Annotated in this window: 12 protein-coding genes and 2 pseudogenes; 9 read left to right on the forward strand and 5 right to left on the reverse strand. The window is 74.0% G+C overall.

Annotated elements, in window-relative coordinates; translation table 11 throughout:
• Positions 1–64 precede the first annotated feature (64 nt).
• Entirely contained in the window at positions 65–490 is a 426-nt protein-coding gene (locus ACFC0B_RS11900) for a DUF4259 domain-containing protein (RefSeq protein ID WP_376085067.1), read from the forward strand.
• A 33-nt stretch (positions 491–523) separates the two neighbouring features.
• Here ACFC0B_RS11900 and ACFC0B_RS11905 read toward each other — a convergent pair whose 3' ends face one another.
• Both ACFC0B_RS11905 and ACFC0B_RS11910 read right to left on the reverse strand, forming a co-directional pair.
• The gene (locus ACFC0B_RS11905; RefSeq protein WP_376085069.1) at positions 524–2,134 is read right to left on the reverse strand and encodes an FG-GAP-like repeat-containing protein; all 1,611 of its coding nucleotides are present in this window, start codon (positions 2,132–2,134) and stop codon (positions 524–526) included.
• Positions 2,135–2,232: 98 nt separating this feature from the next.
• The gene (locus ACFC0B_RS11910) at positions 2,233–4,230 is read right to left on the reverse strand and encodes an FG-GAP-like repeat-containing protein (RefSeq protein WP_376085071.1); all 1,998 of its coding nucleotides are present in this window, start codon (positions 4,228–4,230) and stop codon (positions 2,233–2,235) included.
• A 984-nt stretch (positions 4,231–5,214) separates the two neighbouring features.
• On the opposite strand from ACFC0B_RS11910, the gene ACFC0B_RS11915 reads away from it, so the two are divergent.
• From ACFC0B_RS11915 to ACFC0B_RS11925, 3 genes are all read left to right on the forward strand, one after another.
• Positions 5,215–8,589 carry an ALF repeat-containing protein gene (locus ACFC0B_RS11915; protein ID WP_376085073.1) on the forward strand — a complete coding sequence of 1,125 codons (3,375 nt, stop codon included), beginning with the start codon at positions 5,215–5,217 and terminating at the stop codon, positions 8,587–8,589.
• Positions 8,589–8,882: a ferrous iron transport protein A gene (locus ACFC0B_RS11920; RefSeq protein WP_376085075.1), complete on the forward strand. Its 294-nt coding sequence runs from the start codon at positions 8,589–8,591 to the stop codon at positions 8,880–8,882. Before ACFC0B_RS11915 ends, ACFC0B_RS11920 begins: the two co-directional genes overlap by 1 nt.
• Positions 8,883–9,070: 188 nt before the next feature.
• A complete protein-coding gene (locus tag ACFC0B_RS11925) occupies positions 9,071–9,841 on the forward strand; it encodes a hypothetical protein (RefSeq protein WP_376085076.1) in 771 nt (256 codons plus the stop codon).
• A gap of 10 nt (positions 9,842–9,851) precedes the next feature.
• Here the strand turns inward: ACFC0B_RS11925 and ACFC0B_RS11930 are convergent, their stop codons facing one another.
• Complete coding sequence (locus ACFC0B_RS11930) at positions 9,852–10,217, reverse strand: hypothetical protein (RefSeq protein ID WP_376085078.1); 366 nt, start codon at positions 10,215–10,217, stop codon at positions 9,852–9,854.
• Positions 10,218–10,382: 165 nt separating this feature from the next.
• Between ACFC0B_RS11930 and ACFC0B_RS11935 the strand changes: the two are divergent.
• Positions 10,383–10,658, forward strand: a pseudogene (locus ACFC0B_RS11935) (alcohol dehydrogenase catalytic domain-containing protein); the annotation flags it as partial.
• A 263-nt stretch (positions 10,659–10,921) separates the two neighbouring features.
• Positions 10,922–11,350 carry a zinc-binding dehydrogenase gene (locus ACFC0B_RS11940; protein ID WP_376085080.1) on the forward strand — a complete coding sequence of 143 codons (429 nt, stop codon included), beginning with the start codon at positions 10,922–10,924 and terminating at the stop codon, positions 11,348–11,350.
• Positions 11,351–11,549: 199 nt separating this feature from the next.
• Here the strand turns inward: ACFC0B_RS11940 and ACFC0B_RS11945 are convergent, their stop codons facing one another.
• The gene (locus tag ACFC0B_RS11945; protein WP_376085081.1) at positions 11,550–12,170 is read right to left on the reverse strand and encodes a TetR/AcrR family transcriptional regulator; all 621 of its coding nucleotides are present in this window, start codon (positions 12,168–12,170) and stop codon (positions 11,550–11,552) included.
• An 83-nt stretch (positions 12,171–12,253) separates the two neighbouring features.
• On the opposite strand from ACFC0B_RS11945, the gene ACFC0B_RS11950 reads away from it, so the two are divergent.
• The 3 genes and pseudogenes from ACFC0B_RS11950 to ACFC0B_RS11960 all read left to right on the forward strand — a co-directional run.
• Positions 12,254–13,078 (forward strand): dienelactone hydrolase family protein, encoded by an 825-nt coding sequence (locus ACFC0B_RS11950; protein WP_376085082.1) that lies wholly within the window; start codon positions 12,254–12,256, stop codon positions 13,076–13,078.
• Positions 13,079–13,183: 105 nt separating this feature from the next.
• Positions 13,184–13,477 (forward strand): DUF1330 domain-containing protein, encoded by a 294-nt coding sequence (locus ACFC0B_RS11955; RefSeq protein ID WP_376085084.1) that lies wholly within the window; start codon positions 13,184–13,186, stop codon positions 13,475–13,477.
• Positions 13,478–13,655: 178 nt separating this feature from the next.
• Positions 13,656–13,751 (forward strand): annotated as a pseudogene (locus tag ACFC0B_RS11960) (undecaprenyl diphosphate synthase family protein); the annotation flags it as partial.
• Positions 13,752–13,816: 65 nt separating this feature from the next.
• Here the strand turns inward: ACFC0B_RS11960 and ACFC0B_RS11965 are convergent.
• On the reverse strand, positions 13,817–14,029 hold the full coding sequence (locus ACFC0B_RS11965; protein WP_376085116.1) for a hypothetical protein: 213 nt from the start codon (positions 14,027–14,029) through the stop codon (positions 13,817–13,819).
• Between the last annotated feature and the right edge of the window lie 396 nt (positions 14,030–14,425).

Here is a 14,425-nt window from a genome sequence, read left to right on the forward strand (position 1 = left end):
GCCGACGGCCGATTGTCAGTGGCCGATGCCAGGCTTCCCGTGAACTGATCCGAAGGAGAGCACCATGGGTACCTGGGACATCGGCCACTTCGACAACGACACCGCCGCGGACTTCTCCGGCGCGTTGGACGACGCGGCCCCGGCCGAGCGCGAGGCCGTGATCCGCCGCGTCCTGACCGACGTGGTCGGCACGGCGTCGGACGACTACCTCGACTCCTACGAGGCGGCCAAGGCCGTGGCCGCGGCCGCCCTCATCGCCGCCCAGTGCCCCGGCGGCGAGCCGGTCACCACCAGCTACGGCCCCGAGCAGCCCCTCCCGACGTTCCCCGACGACTTCCGCCCCCTCGCCGCCGAGGCCCTGGACCGCGTCCTCGCCGACGAGTCCGAACTCGCCGAGCTCTGGGACGAGTCGGAGGACGCCGCCGCTTGGCGCCGCACCGTCGCGGACCTGCGCGCCGTCCTCGTCCCGGAGCCGGCGGCGGCGTCGTAGCCGGGGGCTCGGCCGGGTCGGCCTCGGACCGTTCTAGGCGCCGCCGGCGATCTGTCCGAGGTTGGCCCAGCCGCCGCCGCTGTCGCCCCCGCGGTAGGCGTAGCCGCTGACGGCGCCGCCGGTGTCCGTCCGGAGGTAGTCGGCACGGGCGTCGCCGTCGAAGTCCGCGAAGGCGACCTGCTCCTGCCGGTCGGTGACGCCGGAGGCGACCTGGCCGAGGGGGAGCCAGCCGCCGTGGCGGTCGCCGCCGCGGTTGAGCCAGACGTGCACGGAGCCGTCGGCGTTGATCAGGAGGTAGTCGGCCTTGCCGTCGCCGTCGAGGTCGGCGAGGCGGACGCGGTTGCGGTCGGTGGTGACGCCGGTGGCGACCTGGCCGATGCCGTACCAGCCGGCGCCGCCGGCGGGGTCGCCGCCGCGGTTCAGCCAGACCTTGACGGCGCCGCTGTCCTCGATGACGAGGTAGTCGGCGCGGCCGTCGCCGTCGAAGTCGGCGAAGCGGACCTGGTCCTGGCGGTTGGTGACGCCGGTGGCGACGCGGCCGACGGGCTCCCAGGGCGCGACCTGGTCGCCGCCGTGGTTGAGCCAGACGTTCACCGAGCCGTCGGCGTTGACGACGATGTAGTCGGCCTTGCCGTCGCCGTTGAAGTCGGCGAGGCGGACGCGGTTGCGGTCGGTGGTGACGCCGGTGGCGACCTGGCCGAGGCCCTGCCAGCCGTTCGCGCCGGCGGGGTCGCCGCCGCGGTTCAGCCAGACCTTGACGGCGCCGCTGTCCTCGACCGTCAGGTAGTCCGGCTTGCCGTCACCGTCGAAGTCCGCCCACCGCACGCGTCCGTTGCCGCCGACCTCGTTCCCGGCCCGGGGAGCCGCGGGGCGGGAGACCCAGCCGTCGGCGACGGCCCGGTCCAGGGCCTGGTGGAAGACCTCGGCCATCTTGCGGTAGCCGCCGTCGTTGGGGTGCAACTGGTCCGGGAGGTCGGCCGCGGCGTCGAGGTTCGCGGGATCCACGTACCGGAAGTGCCGGCCCGAGGGTCCGTCGGCCGGGCTCTGGTTCCGGCTCTGGAGCGCGGTGAACTCGCGGTTGAACAGGGCGGTCCTCTGCTCCAGGCCGGGGGTGGCGGTCAGCAGGCCCTGCACGATGACGGTCACGCCCGGCTTGTCGGCGAAGATGCGGTCGACCAGCTCGGACAGCCGCTGGGCGGCCTGCACCGGGTCGGCGTTCGGGTCCCACTTCAGGTCGTTGATCCCGAGGTGCAGGAGGACGACGTCGGGGTCGGCGGCGGAGAGCCAGCGGTCGATGTCCGCGCGGACCTGGGCGATCCGGTAGCCGCTGTGCCCCTCGTGGTCCGGGTCTCCGGCGGCGCCGGAGGAGGAGGTGCCGACCAGGTCGACGGTGTACGGGGACTGCTGGGCGGTCAGGTCCCACAGGGGTGCGCGGTAGCCCGCCCCGGTGGAGCTTCCCGCACCGTCGGTGATCGAGTCACCGAGCGGCATGACCTTGATCGGGCGCGGCGTCGGCGCCGGTGCCGAGGTCGGTGCCGAGGCGGGGAGCGGGGCCGGGAGCGGGGCCGATGCCGCCGCGGGAACGGCGCCGGAGGCCAGGACGGCGGCGAGGGAGGCCAGGGCGATCAGGGAGGTGCGCTTCATGGGTGTCCAGTCCGGGGGAGGAGAGGGGAGGGGAGAGAAGTGCGGGCCGGGCCCTGGCGGCCGCCGTGGGCAGCGGCTGCCAGGGCCCGGGTCCGGGGTCAGGCGCCGGAGGCGATCCGGCCGAGGAAGTCCCAGCCGCCGTGGCCGTCGCCGCCCTTGTTGGCGTACGCGCTGGTGCTGCCGTCGCCGGGGTTCCAGAGGTAGTCGGCACGGCCGTCACCGGTGAAGTCCGTCAGGAAGACGGCGTTGTTGTCCGTCGTCAGACCGGCGGCGACGCGCCCGACGGGCTCCCAGGGGGTGACCTGGTCGCCGCCGTGGTTCAGCCAGACGTTCACCGAGCCGTCGTAGGCGACGACGATGTAGTCGGCCTTGCCGTCGCCGTTGAAGTCGGCGAGACGGACCCGGCTGCGGTCGGAGGTGACGCCGGCGGCGACCTGGCCGATGCCCTGCCAGCCGGCGCCGCCGGCGGGGTCGCCGCCGCGGTTCAGCCAGACCTTGACGGCGCCGCTGTCCTCGATGACGAGGTAGTCGGCGCGGCCGTCGCCGTCGAAATCGGCGAAGCGGACCTGGTCCTGGCGGTTGGTGACGCCGGTGGCGACGCGGCCGATGGGCTCCCAGGGAGTGACCTGGTCGCCGCCGTGGTTGAGCCAGACGTTCACCGAGCCGTCGGCGTTGACGACGATGTAGTCGGCCTTGCCGTCGCCGTTGAAGTCGGCGAGGCGCACCCGGCTGCGGTCGGTGGTGACGCCGGTGGCGACCTGGCCGATGCCCTGCCAGCCGGCGCCGCCGGCGGGGTCGCCGCCGCGGTTCAGCCAGACCTTGACGGCGCCGTTGTCCTCGACCGTCAGGTAGTCGGGCTTGCCGTCACCGTCGAAGTCGGTGAAGCGCAGTCGGCCGGTGCCGGCCTCGTTGACGGCGGCGGAGCGCCGGTCCCGCAGGGCCGTGATCCACGGACCGAGGTCGTCCACCCGCGTCTCGTAGGCGCCGGTGCGGGTCTCGGTGGCGGGGGTGCCGAGGCAGCCGCCCTGCCAGGAGCGGGAGATGACACCGGTGAGGACCGGCTTGGCGTTCTCGGTGCGCCAGACCGGCCCGCCCGCGTCGCCCTTGCAGATCAGGCCGGGCGCGGTGGGGGTGACATCCAGACCGCCGGCCGCGACGGTGCCCGCGGTGACGGCGGAGGTGTGGAGCTTGCCGGGGGTCCAGCCGGTGGCGGTGCGGCCGAAGCCGGCCGCGGTCAGCGCGCTGCCCTCGGCAGGTGCTGTAGCGGCGAGCGCGACGGGCGCGATGTCGAAGACCGGGGTGTCCAGCCGGGCCATGACCAGGTCGCGGTCCTGGTGGGGGACCAGCTCGGTGATCCTGATCTGCTGCCCGCCGGCGGCGGCGAGGTCGCCACGGCCGATGGTGGCGGTGGTGGCCTGCTGGGGCGCGCCCGCGGTGACGGTGCCGGGGTTCGCGGGGTCGTCGGCGAAGCAGGACTTCGCGGTGAGGACCCAGCGCGGGTCGACCAGCGCACCCGTGCAGGTGCGGCCCTGGTCACCGAAGGCGAGGTGGGTGGTGAAGGCGGTGGCGGGGTCCGCGGGCTGTCCCGTCGCGGGGGCCGTGCCGGAGCCGGTGACCCGGAGTTCGAGGAGCGTGGACAGCCCGGAGGTCGGGGACGCCTCGCCGAACCCCTTGGCGGTGTTGCGGGGGACGTCGATGCTCTGGGCCTGGCCGTTGGTGGACAGGCTGGCCTTCACGTCGCGGTCCACGGTCTGGACCCGATAGGCATCGGGAATGTTCACCGCGAGGTAGCCCGAGGGGCCGGTCGCGGCGAAGCAGAGCCAGTTGTCGTGCAGGGTGACCGTGCGGGCCCACACCTTGATCTGGTAGGGGTTCGCGCAGTCCGTGACCGTGATGCGTCCGTCGCCGCGGACCACGGTGGCGCCGGTTTCCGCCAGGATCTGCGCGGCAGCGGGATAGGCGCCGTCCTCGGCGGCGCTCGGCGCCCCGGTGTTCGCGGCGCCCGCCGCCACGGCGGCGGTGGTGAAGCCCTGCATGACGGCGACGGTCGTGCCGACCGCGGCCAACAGACCGATGAGTTGTCGTCGGTGGAACATGTGCCAGAAATCCCCTGTTTCCGTCGGTGGATGTAATCGAGGTCATGGCGCCGGCCGCGCACGCCCGAACAGGCCGTCATCCTGTCGAGTCGTGCCGCGGAAACGGCTGAAGGCGCGCCGAGGAGTGAATTAGGCCGGTACCCCGCGCGCCGGGGAATGCCGGTCGAAAGTGGCGTACCCGCCGTTGCCGGAACGGCTTGGCCCCCCCTGGAGACCGAATGGGAGAAAGCGCGTCCCCGGACGCTCAGGCCGAGGGCTGCGGAGATGTGGATGCCCGCGCGCTCCGACCGCTACGACGGTCCTGCGCTGCGGCGCCGACGGATTCGTCGGCGGTACGGCCCGGTGCGGTCCGGCGTATCGCGGCAGACCTCATGAACACCTCCAGCATGCTGCTCCCCCTTGCGGCTCTGCTGTGCGGGCCGACACCGGTGCCGGTGCGCGCCCCGGCTGATCATTTCAGCGCTCTCGATCCGGCACAAGAAGGGAAATGGATCGTTTGCTCGACAATTGGGCGAATTGTCCGGCGAATTCCGGATCGGACTGCTGTGCCATCGAATGAGCGGCGTGGCGTGCTACGCGCGAATTCTCATACTTGCGCCAAGAATTGAGGGCATTGGGTCGATGGTTGGCGAACCATCCGTGTCGGACCGGTTTTCGCCCGCCAAAACCGGTCACCGGGCAAGCCGGATGCGCCAATCCGCCATCGGGCGTCCGAAATCCGCGGGGTATTGGCATCGGAAATTCAGGCACGGCCGGACTATGCTCTGACGGCCCGCATATGTGCGGCGGCTCGGCCCGGAACCCCGAGAAGGATCCGTCCGCGGAGAAGTGATTTCCGCCGGACGGCCCTCGGCGGATGTCCGCGGGCCCGAAGCGAATGAATCGAATGCGATGGGGGGACCAGTGGGTTCGGAACGGAGACATCCACAACGTCGGGGCCGTCGGGCCCGACGCGCCCTGTACCGGGGACTGCTGCCGCTGGTGATGCTCGGTCCACTGGTCGCGGCCGTGCCGAGCACGGCGAACGAGGTGCCGGCTCCGCAGGTGTCGGACCGCGGGAAGACCGTGGCGGCCTGGTCGGCGGGCGGCCCCGCCGTGCAGGCCGCGGCCGAGGAGGCCCTGACCGGTGACGACGCCCGGATCCAGGCCTTCCTGAACGCCGATCGCGCGGCCGCCGCGGGCAAGGACGCGCGGCAGACGGCGCTGCAACTCGTCGCGGTCGGGGGCCGCGGCCTGCGCCAGGCGGCGGAGCGCGCGCTCGCGGGCACGCCGCAGGAGCTGGACGCCTTCCTGGCGACCGGCTGGAAGGCACCCCTGGAGCAGGACCTCCGGGTGCTGGCGGCGAAGTCCGTGGAGGCCGGCGGGCGGGGAGTCCAGGGCGCCGGCAACGCCGCCCTGAACGGGACCATCGACGACGTGCGCCGGTTCCTGACGAAGGACCAGTTCGTCCAGCGGGACGCGGACGACCGCGTCCGCGTCGCCCAGCTGGAGGCGGTCGGCGGTCCGGCCACCCAGCGGGCCGCGTCGCTCGCGCTCAACGGCTCCATCGAGGACATCCGGGAGTTCCTGTCCGTCGGCCAGTTCGTCGCCCGGGCCCGGGACGAGGAACACGCCAGTATCGAGCAGCTCGCGAAGCAGGCCAAGGAGGCCGGCGCGCAGGCGTCCCGCGAGACCGAAGCCGCCAAGGACGCCTCCGAGCGGGCCGTTTCGGCCGCCAGGCTGGCGAAGGAGGCGGCCGAGACCGCCGCCGCCGAGACCGCCGCGGCCCAGGGCGACTCGGTCAGGGCCGCTGCCGCGGCGGCCCGCGCGGCCGACGCGAGCCGCCGGGCGGCAGACGCCGCGAAGGCCGCGATCTCCGCCTCCCGGGCGGCGAACAACGCCGCCCGGCTCGCGGCGAACGCCGCCTCCCAGGCCGCGAACGCCGCCTCCGGTGCCGCGCGGGCGGCGACCAACGCCCGCAACGCGGCCGCGCTCGCCGCGACCGACGCCCAGCAGGGCGCGGCCGCCCGCAAGGCGGCCGAGGACGCCCGGACCGCGGCGAAGCTGGCCTGCGACGTCGCGGACGCCGCCGCCCAGGCGGGCACGGCCGCCGCGGCCGCCGGCCAGGCCGCCAAGGCCGCCCAGAGCGCGAGCAGCAACATGGAGGCGGCGGCCACCGCCGCCGAGCAGGCCGGCTCGCTCGCCGGCCAGTCGTCCGCCTCGTCGGCGGAGGCCAAGCAGGCCGCCGACACCGCCCGCCGCAACGCCCGCGAGGCGACCCGCTCCGCGAACGCCGCCTCGGCGCTCGCCAACGAGTCGGCCACCGCCGCCACCCAGGCCCACGACGCGGCCTACGCGGCGGCCGGCCACGCGAACAACGCCGCGACCGCCGCCGACAACGCGGCCGCCCACGCCGGCGAGGCCGGCCAGGCCGCGCAGCAGTCCACGGCCCACGCCGCCGCCGCCCAGCAGGCCGCCGACGCCTCCTCGGCCGCGGTCGCCCAGGCGAAGACCGTGGAGGCCCTGGCCCGCCGCAGCGAGCAGGAGGAGGTCACCGCCCGCACCACCGCCGCCGTCGAACAGGCCCGGGACCTGCGCGCCACCGACGACCTCGTCAAGGCCGGCACCGCCCGGGCCGCCGACGAGGCCAGGAAGCTGGAGACGGAGGCCACCCGGCTCGCCGCCGAAGCGACCCGGCCCGGCACCGACCCCGCCGTGGTGGTCGCCGACGGCCGCCGGATGGCCCTCACCGCGATGAAGATCCGGGGCCCCTGGAGCCGCAACGCCGCACAGGCGGCACTCGCCGGCTCCGCGCAGGACGTGATCGACTACGTCCGCACCGGCTGGCAGGCCTCCGCCGCCCGGGACGAACGGGCCCACCTGTTCCACCTCGCCTACGACACGCGGGTCACCGCGCTGCGGACGGCCGCGCTGACCGCCCTGAACGGCGACAGCGCGGGGATCCATGCATTCCTGGAGACCGGGAAGGACCAGGCGGCCGCGGCCGACTACCGGGTCCAGATCGCGAGGATCGGCGAAGCCGGCGGCCGCGGCGTCAAGGACGCGGCGAACGCCGCCCTCAACGCGGGCACGGTCGGCGCCCTGGTCACCTTCCTGACCACCACCCAGTACACCGCGCAGGAGGCCGACGACCGCGTCCGCGCCGCCCAGCTCGCGGAGGCCGGCGGGCCCGAGATGAAGCTCGCCTCCGAGGTGGCCCTGGCCGGACCGGCCGCCGACCTGCGCGCCTTCGTCCGGATCGGCCAGTACCGGGCACAGCGCCGCGACGACCTGACCACCGCCCACGTCGCCCAGATCCAGAACCTGATCGCCGGGGCCGAACGGGTCGCCGCCCTCGCCCAGCAGAACGCCAAACTCGCGGGCCAGACCGCGGCGCTCGCCCGGCAGGCCGCCGCGGAGGCGGCCAGCTACGCCGACCAGGCCCGGAAGTCCGCCGACGCTGCCGAGGGATTCGCGCAGCAGGCGGCCGGCTCCGCCAAGGCGGCCGACGACTCGGCCGCCCGCGCGGCGCAGTCGGCCCTCACCGCCCGCCGGGCGGCGGCCGACGCCAACCGCGCCGCCACCCGGGCGGTCGTCTCCGCCACGCGCGCGCAGCTCTCCGCGAACGCCGCCCAGGGCTCGGCCTCCGAGGCCCGGACGGTCTCGGAGCAGGCGAAGGCCTCCGCCCTCGCCGCCGGGCAGGACTCGGCCGCCGCGGATGTCGCGGCCAAGGACGCCTTCGCCGCGGCCGTGGCCAAGCAGCAGGCGAAGGAAGCCCAGTGGCAGAAGATCGTCGAGCAGTGGCGCAAGGACAACGCCAACCAGGACCAGGGCTCCGACGACTCCTGGCTGCCCGACTGGCTCGCGGACCCGCTGCGGACCGCGGCCACCTACACCGTGTCCGTGGTGACCAACCCCGACGTCTGGATCGGTGCCGGTGAGACCGCGCTCGGCTTCGTCATGGTGCAGGCCGGCGCCGCCGGCGACTTCGCCGGAGGCGCGGTGTGCCTCACCGGCGTGGGCTGCCTCGCGGGGGCGCCCGCCATCGCGGTGAGCACCGCCGCGATCGTGGGCGGCGCCTATACGGCGACCGACGGTGTGCGCCGCTTCGGCGAGGGCATGGAGACCGCCCTCAGCGACGCCAGCGCGTCCACCGGACGGACCTCGGCCGGCGGGAGCAACGAGCAGCGGGCGATGGACCTGGTGAAGGAGTACCCCCAGTACGGGAACCAGCTCCCGACCGTCATGAAGGACCCGCGCTGGCCCGCCGAGGACGGCTGGGTGAAGATGGAGCAGACCGTCGACGGCGTGGAGGTCCACTACGTGTACAACAGGCGGACCTTCGAGGCCCAGGACTACAAGTTCAAGGACCGCTCCTGATGAGCCTTCCGATCCTTCCCGAAGGCACCCGGGTCAGGGTGGTCCAGGACCCGGAGTGGGACGGCCCGTGGCAGAGGGAGTTCGACGGGACGGTCCAGTACGTCCCGAGCCCGCCGGAACCGGTGCTCCACACGTCGGCCCGCCCCGGCGAACTGGCCTACTGGGTCCGGTTCGACGAGCCGCAGCGTGACGCGGACGGCGACGGCCCGTACGACAAGGCGCACATCTGGGACCGCTACCTGAGGCCGCTCGCCGGGCACCTGCCCGACGAGCGGGCGACGGGCCCCGCGTAGGGCTCCGCGCCGGCCCGGGGTTCGACCGCGTTCGCACCGGACCGCCACCGCATCCAGCGGTGGCGGTCCGTACGCGTTGCCGGGAGCGCCGCAGGAACCGCTCGCCCCGCCCTCCCGTCATCTCCACGGGGGTCGCCCGCAGGCTCGACGGCCCCTCAGTTCTTCCCCACCGAGGTCCGAGGAGATCCATGGCCGACACCGTCAACTCACTGGCGGCCCGCCTTCACGACGTGCTGGTGGAGTTCCTGACCAAGGGAGCCCCCGCGGTCGGTACCAGGGGCTTCCACGACGTCGTCGCGCGCGCCGCGGCGCTCGGCCCCGACGGCATGTGGCTCGCCGCCGCGGGCCGGGCGAGCCTCGGCGGCCTGGCGTGCGCGCAGGGGGACGCGGAACTGACCCTGCTCCACCTGGAGGCCGCGGTGTCGGGCGGCTACAACGACTGCGTGGCGCTCCACCTGCCGCTCATGCGCCCGTTGCACCGGGATCCCCGGTTCCAGGCCCTGTACCGGCGGATCCGCGTCACCCAGGCCGACCTCGACGAGTTCTTCTGGCTGCACCGGGAGATCCACACCGCGATCAGGGACGCCCAGCAGGCGACCGTTGACAACATAGGCCGCTACGACACCGGGGTGTCCCTGCTCCCGCAGGCCCCCATGCCGACCCGTGAGCCGAACACCCCCGGCGTCCTGATCACCCGCATCGAACTCGCCGCGACCCAGACCGCACTCCAGCAGGCGGCCGTCAAGGCGGAGTTCCAGCGCAGCGCCGGCAACACCAGCCTCAGCCTGATCGACGACACCTGGGACTACGCCCACGCCCGGCGCGACGCCTGGCACGCCGACGTGCTGGACACCCAGCGCCAGCGGGCCGCCGAGGCGCGGGCCTTCGTCGAACGGCCCGGCGCCGACACCGCGCTCGCCCCCTGCCCGCCGCTGGGCTCGATCGCCTACCCCGGCTGAGGGCCGGCCCTCAGATCGCGGTCAGACAGTCCTCGTCGAGGCCGTCGAGGACGAACCCGTTCTCGAAGCGCACCCGGTACTGGGCCCGGGCGCCGGCTCCGGTGTCGAACGCCCCCTGCTGGATGATCTGCTGGCGGAGGCCGTCGACCACGTGGGCCGTGAAGCCCGAGAAGTGGCTGCCGCGGACCTGCTGATCGAACTCCGCGAGTGCGGCCTGCGCCGCACCGCGGGCTTCGTTCGCGACGCCGGTGACGATGCCGACCAGGCCCTCGGCCAGGAACAGTGCACCCGGGGAGCCGGCCCCGGCGGCCGCGCCGCCCGCGGTGACCTGCACTTCCCTGGTCAACCTCACGTTCGCGCCGGCGCTGTACGGCATGGCGGTCCCCCCTCGTCGTTCGATCTTGGCGGTGACGAGCGTAACCGAGACGCACGGCGTGGTCAGGGGGTCCGGGCGGTGGCCGTGCGGTCGCTTGACCTCAAGCGGGGTTGATCTCGCACGCTGGGGGTGTTCGAACTGACACACCGACAGGAGGCAGGCACCATGCGCGCCGTACAGGTACACCGCTTCGGGCCGGAGGAACCGGTGGTGGGGGAGGTCCCGGATCCGGTGGCCGGGCCGGGGGAGGCGGTCGTGGCCGTGGAGGTGGCCGGGCTGACCTTCGTCGAGACGCAGATCAGGCGCGGCACCGATCCCTGGCACGAGCCGCCGGCGCTGCCCTACGTGCCGGGCGGTCTGGTCGCCGGCCGGGTGGACGCGGTCGGTGCCGGGGGCGACCCGGCCTGGTTGGGGCGGCGGGTCCTCGCGAGCACCGGCGAGACCGGCGGCTTCGCCGAACGGGCGACCGCGTCGGCCGAGGCGCTCGTCCCGGCCCCGGAGGGCCTCGGCCTGCCCGAGGCCGTGGCGCTGCACAGCGACGGCAGCACGGCGTGGGGGCTGGTCGAGCACGCCCGGATCCGGCCCGGGGAGTGGGTCCTGGTGGAGGCCGCGGCCGGTGGGGTGGGCAGCCTCCTCGTCCAACTCGCCCGCGCCGCAGGGGCGAGGGTGATCGGCGCCGCCGGGGGGCGCGGAAGCTCGACGCCGTGCGCGAGCTGGGTGCCGAGGCGGCCGTCGACTACCGCGAGCCCGACTGGACGGAGGCGGTGCGCGCGCTCACCGGCGGCGCCGGCGCGGACGTGGTCTTCGACGGGGTCGGAGGTGACATCGGCCGGGCGGCGTTCGGGGTGACGGCCCGCGGCGGCCGCTTCTCCGTCCACGGCGCCGCGAGCGGAGCGGCCACCTCCGTCGACCCCGCGGACGCGCGCCGCGCGGACGTGGAGGTCATCGGCATCGACCAGCTCTTCGGCTTCGGCCCCCACCTCGCCCGCTGGGCCCGCGAGATCACGGTCGAGGCGATGGCGGGCCGCGTACGGCCGCTCATCGGGCAGACCTTCCCGCTGGAACGGGCCGCCGACGCCCACGCCGCCGTCGAGAACCGCACCGCCCTCGGCAAGACCCTGCTGCTGGTGTGAGCCACCGTCGGCGACCCGGCCGGGGCCGCGGCCGGCGCGGGTGGTGGAAGCGGGCTCGGCCTCGTCGCCGGGAAGGCCGAGCCGCGGGTCCAGGGCCGGTGGCGAACGCGGCCGCGCCGGACGTCGTACTCGGCTCGTGGGTCCTGCGTCGGCCCGACGATCCGCTCGTTGCCGGAGATGGCGCCTTCGGGCGGCGGCGTCAGGGGCTGAACACGTCCAGGGACAGGCGCTTGGCGCGGTCCAAGTCGGTAACGTCGCCGAAGAGTTGGTAGCGGGTGTTGGCAGCGCGCAGGTAGGCGTCGATGCGGAAGGCGTCGTCGGCCGGGAAGCGGCTGCCGGCGGCGGACAGTTCGGACTCCAGCAGGTGCAGCCACTCGCGGACGAGGTCGCGGACCGCGTCGGCGACGGGGCCTTTGCGACGGCCGTATTCGACCGAGGTCGTGGTGATGAAGCACCCGCCGGGGAAGACGCCGTCGCGCAGGTAGGCGACCCAGTTGTCGAGCAGGGCGCAGAGCCGGGGCCGCCCCGGGGCGGCGGGCCACGAGGGCTCGACGACGTGCCGCAGGTACAGGGTGCGGGCCTCGGCGACGGCGGCGAGCTGGATGGCTTCCCGGTTGGCGAACACCGTGAGGATGCCGCTCTTGCTGTGCCCGGTCCGGGCGGCGAGCGCGCCGACGGTGATGGCGTCCAGGCCGTGCACGGTCGCGGACATGGCCGCCTGCCGGGCGACTTCGTGCCGTGTCCGGTCGCCGCGGGCGCGGCGACCGTCGGCGCGCGGCGCGGGGGAGTCCGCGGCGGAGTGGGGGGTGTCGGGGGCCATGCGCCCATGGTAGGCGATCGATCGGTCGTATAGTGTGCCGCAATAATGACGACCGGTCGATCGCATAGATGGGGGCGCAGATCATGAGTGTCGACGGTGGCGCCGGGCTGGACGGCTTCGCGAAACGCGTGCTCTCGCTGTCCGGGAGCGAGAAGACCGTCCATGTGGCCGGGAGCGGGCCTGCGGTGGTCGTGATGCCCGAAATGCCGGGTATCAGCCCCGACGTCGTGCGCTTCGCCGGGTGGGTGCGCGATGCGGGGTTCACCGTCTACGTGCCCTCGCTCTTCGGTGTCGACGGGGCGTATCCCACCGTCGAGCTCGCCGAGCCGATCGTCAAGCGGGCGTGCGTCAGTGAGGAGTTCAGGGCGTTCGCGGGCGGTGGCACGAGTCCGGTGGCGGTGTGGCTGCGCGCGCTGGCCAGGACCGCGCACGACGAGTGCGGCGGACCGGGCGTCGGCGCGGTGGGGATGTGCTTCACCGGCAACTTCGCGCTGAGCATGACGCTGGAACCGGCCGTCATCGCCCCGGTCCTCGGCCAGCCCTCGTTGCCGCTGGACGACCCGGCCGCCCTGGAGCTGTCGGCCGAGGACGAGGCCGCCATCCGCGAGCGGTTCGAGCGCGACGGACTCACCGCGCTCGGCCTGCGCTTCGACACCGACAAGTGGTGTACCGGCCAACGCTTCGCCGCCTACGCACGACTGCTCGGCGACCGCTTCGACGGCCGGGTCCTGCCCGGCGAGCACGCGAACCCCGAACCGCCGCCGTTCTTCCGCGACCTGGTCCGGACTCCCCACAGCGTGCTCACCGCGCACCTCGTCGACGAGGAGGGCCACCCCACCGTGCGAGCCCGCGACGAAGTCCTCGCATTCCTGCGCGCCCGCCTGCTTCCCGACCGCACCACGGCCTGACGGCCGGAGCGGCTTGATCGTGATGCCATGCCGGCCGCAGTCCGCCGACGCTCGTCCAAGGCCAACACGTCCGTCGGATGCACTCGTCCCAACACCGGAGGTTCCATGCCCAAGGGCTACTGGGTCAGCGTCTACCCCGTCATTTCCGCCCCTGGGACGCTGACCGCCTACAACAATCTGGCCGGTCCGGCCGTCCAGGCCGGGGGTGGGCGCCTCCTGTCCCGGGACGGTCGAGTCGTCGCCCATGAAGCCGGGATCACGCAACGCGTCGTTCTGATCGAGTTCGACAGCTTTGAACAGGCCGTCGCGGCCTACGAGAGCGAGGCGTACCAGAAGGCGCTGGTGGCCCTCCCCGACGGCTTCGAGCGCGACTTCCGCATCGTCGGAGGAATCGACTGACCGCGGGCCGTGCCGGGTCAGGTCCCGGCGGGGGAGTCGGCGGTGACGATGTGGAGCGTGACGGCGGCGAAGAGCGGCTCCGACGGTGCGCCTCACCGACCCGCGCTACGCCCTGTACACCTGGCGGCTCCGACGGCGGCTCCAGGGCGGCGAACTGCCCGGGCACATCGGGCTGATCATGGACGGCAACCGCCGCTGGGCGCGCCAACGGGGCATCGGCAACCCGGGCCTCGGCCACCAGTACGGTGCCGAGCACGTGGAGAAGGTACTCGCCTGGCCGCGCCGTACCCGAGGTGTCGAAGAGCGCCGAGGACACGCGCCACGGTGTGTCGCGCGACTCTATTCGGTCATCAGCGGCGTCACGGCCGAAGGCCCGGTGAACTCGGCGGCGAGGGCGTCCATGACCACCTCGTCGCAGACCCGCCCGAGCCAGTGCCCGGCCTCCCGCAGCGCCCTGACCGTCCGGAACCCGGCCTGCTCAGTTGGCGGATTCCGGCGAAGAAGGACGTCGAGCCGGCCAGTGTGGGGACCGATGGCAGGAACACCGCGCACGCCAGGCGTTCGACATCGGCGCCGACGTGCCGGGCCAGCGCCAGGTGAGGTCGATGGGCGGATTGGAGGCGCTCAGTTGCGACAACTCGACGTCGCCGGCGCCGCAATGGCCGAGAACGAAGACCCTGCGATGGTGGGAAGAGGTCGGGAGAACCCGGACGGGGTGGCTGCCCAGGCGCCAGGCCGACGATCCGGCCATCACCGGTGCGGCCCCAGCGGGGTGTGGGCGGGGGACTGCTCCGGAGCTGAACCCTCCGAAGGGCATGCTTCCTCCAGGGAACGACGGGCGTGGTGCGGCCCCGGCTCGGCGGGAGGTGTTCTCGGCGCCGGGTGTATCCGAGCGCCACGGCGGCGGGAGAGCCGACGGACGGCGGCGCGGAGTGAGCGATGGGGATG

It is taken from the genome of Kitasatospora sp. NPDC056184 (assembly GCF_042268405.1).
Classification (GTDB): domain Bacteria; phylum Actinomycetota; class Actinomycetes; order Streptomycetales; family Streptomycetaceae; genus Kitasatospora.

Coding starts and splice junctions, on each gene's coding strand:
- ACFC0B_RS11900 (WP_376085067.1), top strand. CDS start 65: ATGGGTACCTGGGACATCGGCCACTTCGACAACGACACCGCCGCGGAC.
- ACFC0B_RS11905 (WP_376085069.1), bottom strand. CDS start 2,134: ATGAAGCGCACCTCCCTGATCGCCCTGGCCTCCCTCGCCGCCGTCCTG.
- ACFC0B_RS11910 (WP_376085071.1), bottom strand. CDS start 4,230: ATGTTCCACCGACGACAACTCATCGGTCTGTTGGCCGCGGTCGGCACG.
- ACFC0B_RS11915 (WP_376085073.1), top strand. CDS start 5,215: ATGCTCGGTCCACTGGTCGCGGCCGTGCCGAGCACGGCGAACGAGGTG.
- ACFC0B_RS11920 (WP_376085075.1), top strand. CDS start 8,589: ATGAGCCTTCCGATCCTTCCCGAAGGCACCCGGGTCAGGGTGGTCCAG.
- ACFC0B_RS11925 (WP_376085076.1), top strand. CDS start 9,071: ATGGCCGACACCGTCAACTCACTGGCGGCCCGCCTTCACGACGTGCTG.
- ACFC0B_RS11930 (WP_376085078.1), bottom strand. CDS start 10,217: ATGCCGTACAGCGCCGGCGCGAACGTGAGGTTGACCAGGGAAGTGCAG.
- ACFC0B_RS11945 (WP_376085081.1), bottom strand. CDS start 12,170: ATGGCCCCCGACACCCCCCACTCCGCCGCGGACTCCCCCGCGCCGCGC.
- ACFC0B_RS11950 (WP_376085082.1), top strand. CDS start 12,254: ATGAGTGTCGACGGTGGCGCCGGGCTGGACGGCTTCGCGAAACGCGTG.
- ACFC0B_RS11955 (WP_376085084.1), top strand. CDS start 13,184: ATGCCCAAGGGCTACTGGGTCAGCGTCTACCCCGTCATTTCCGCCCCT.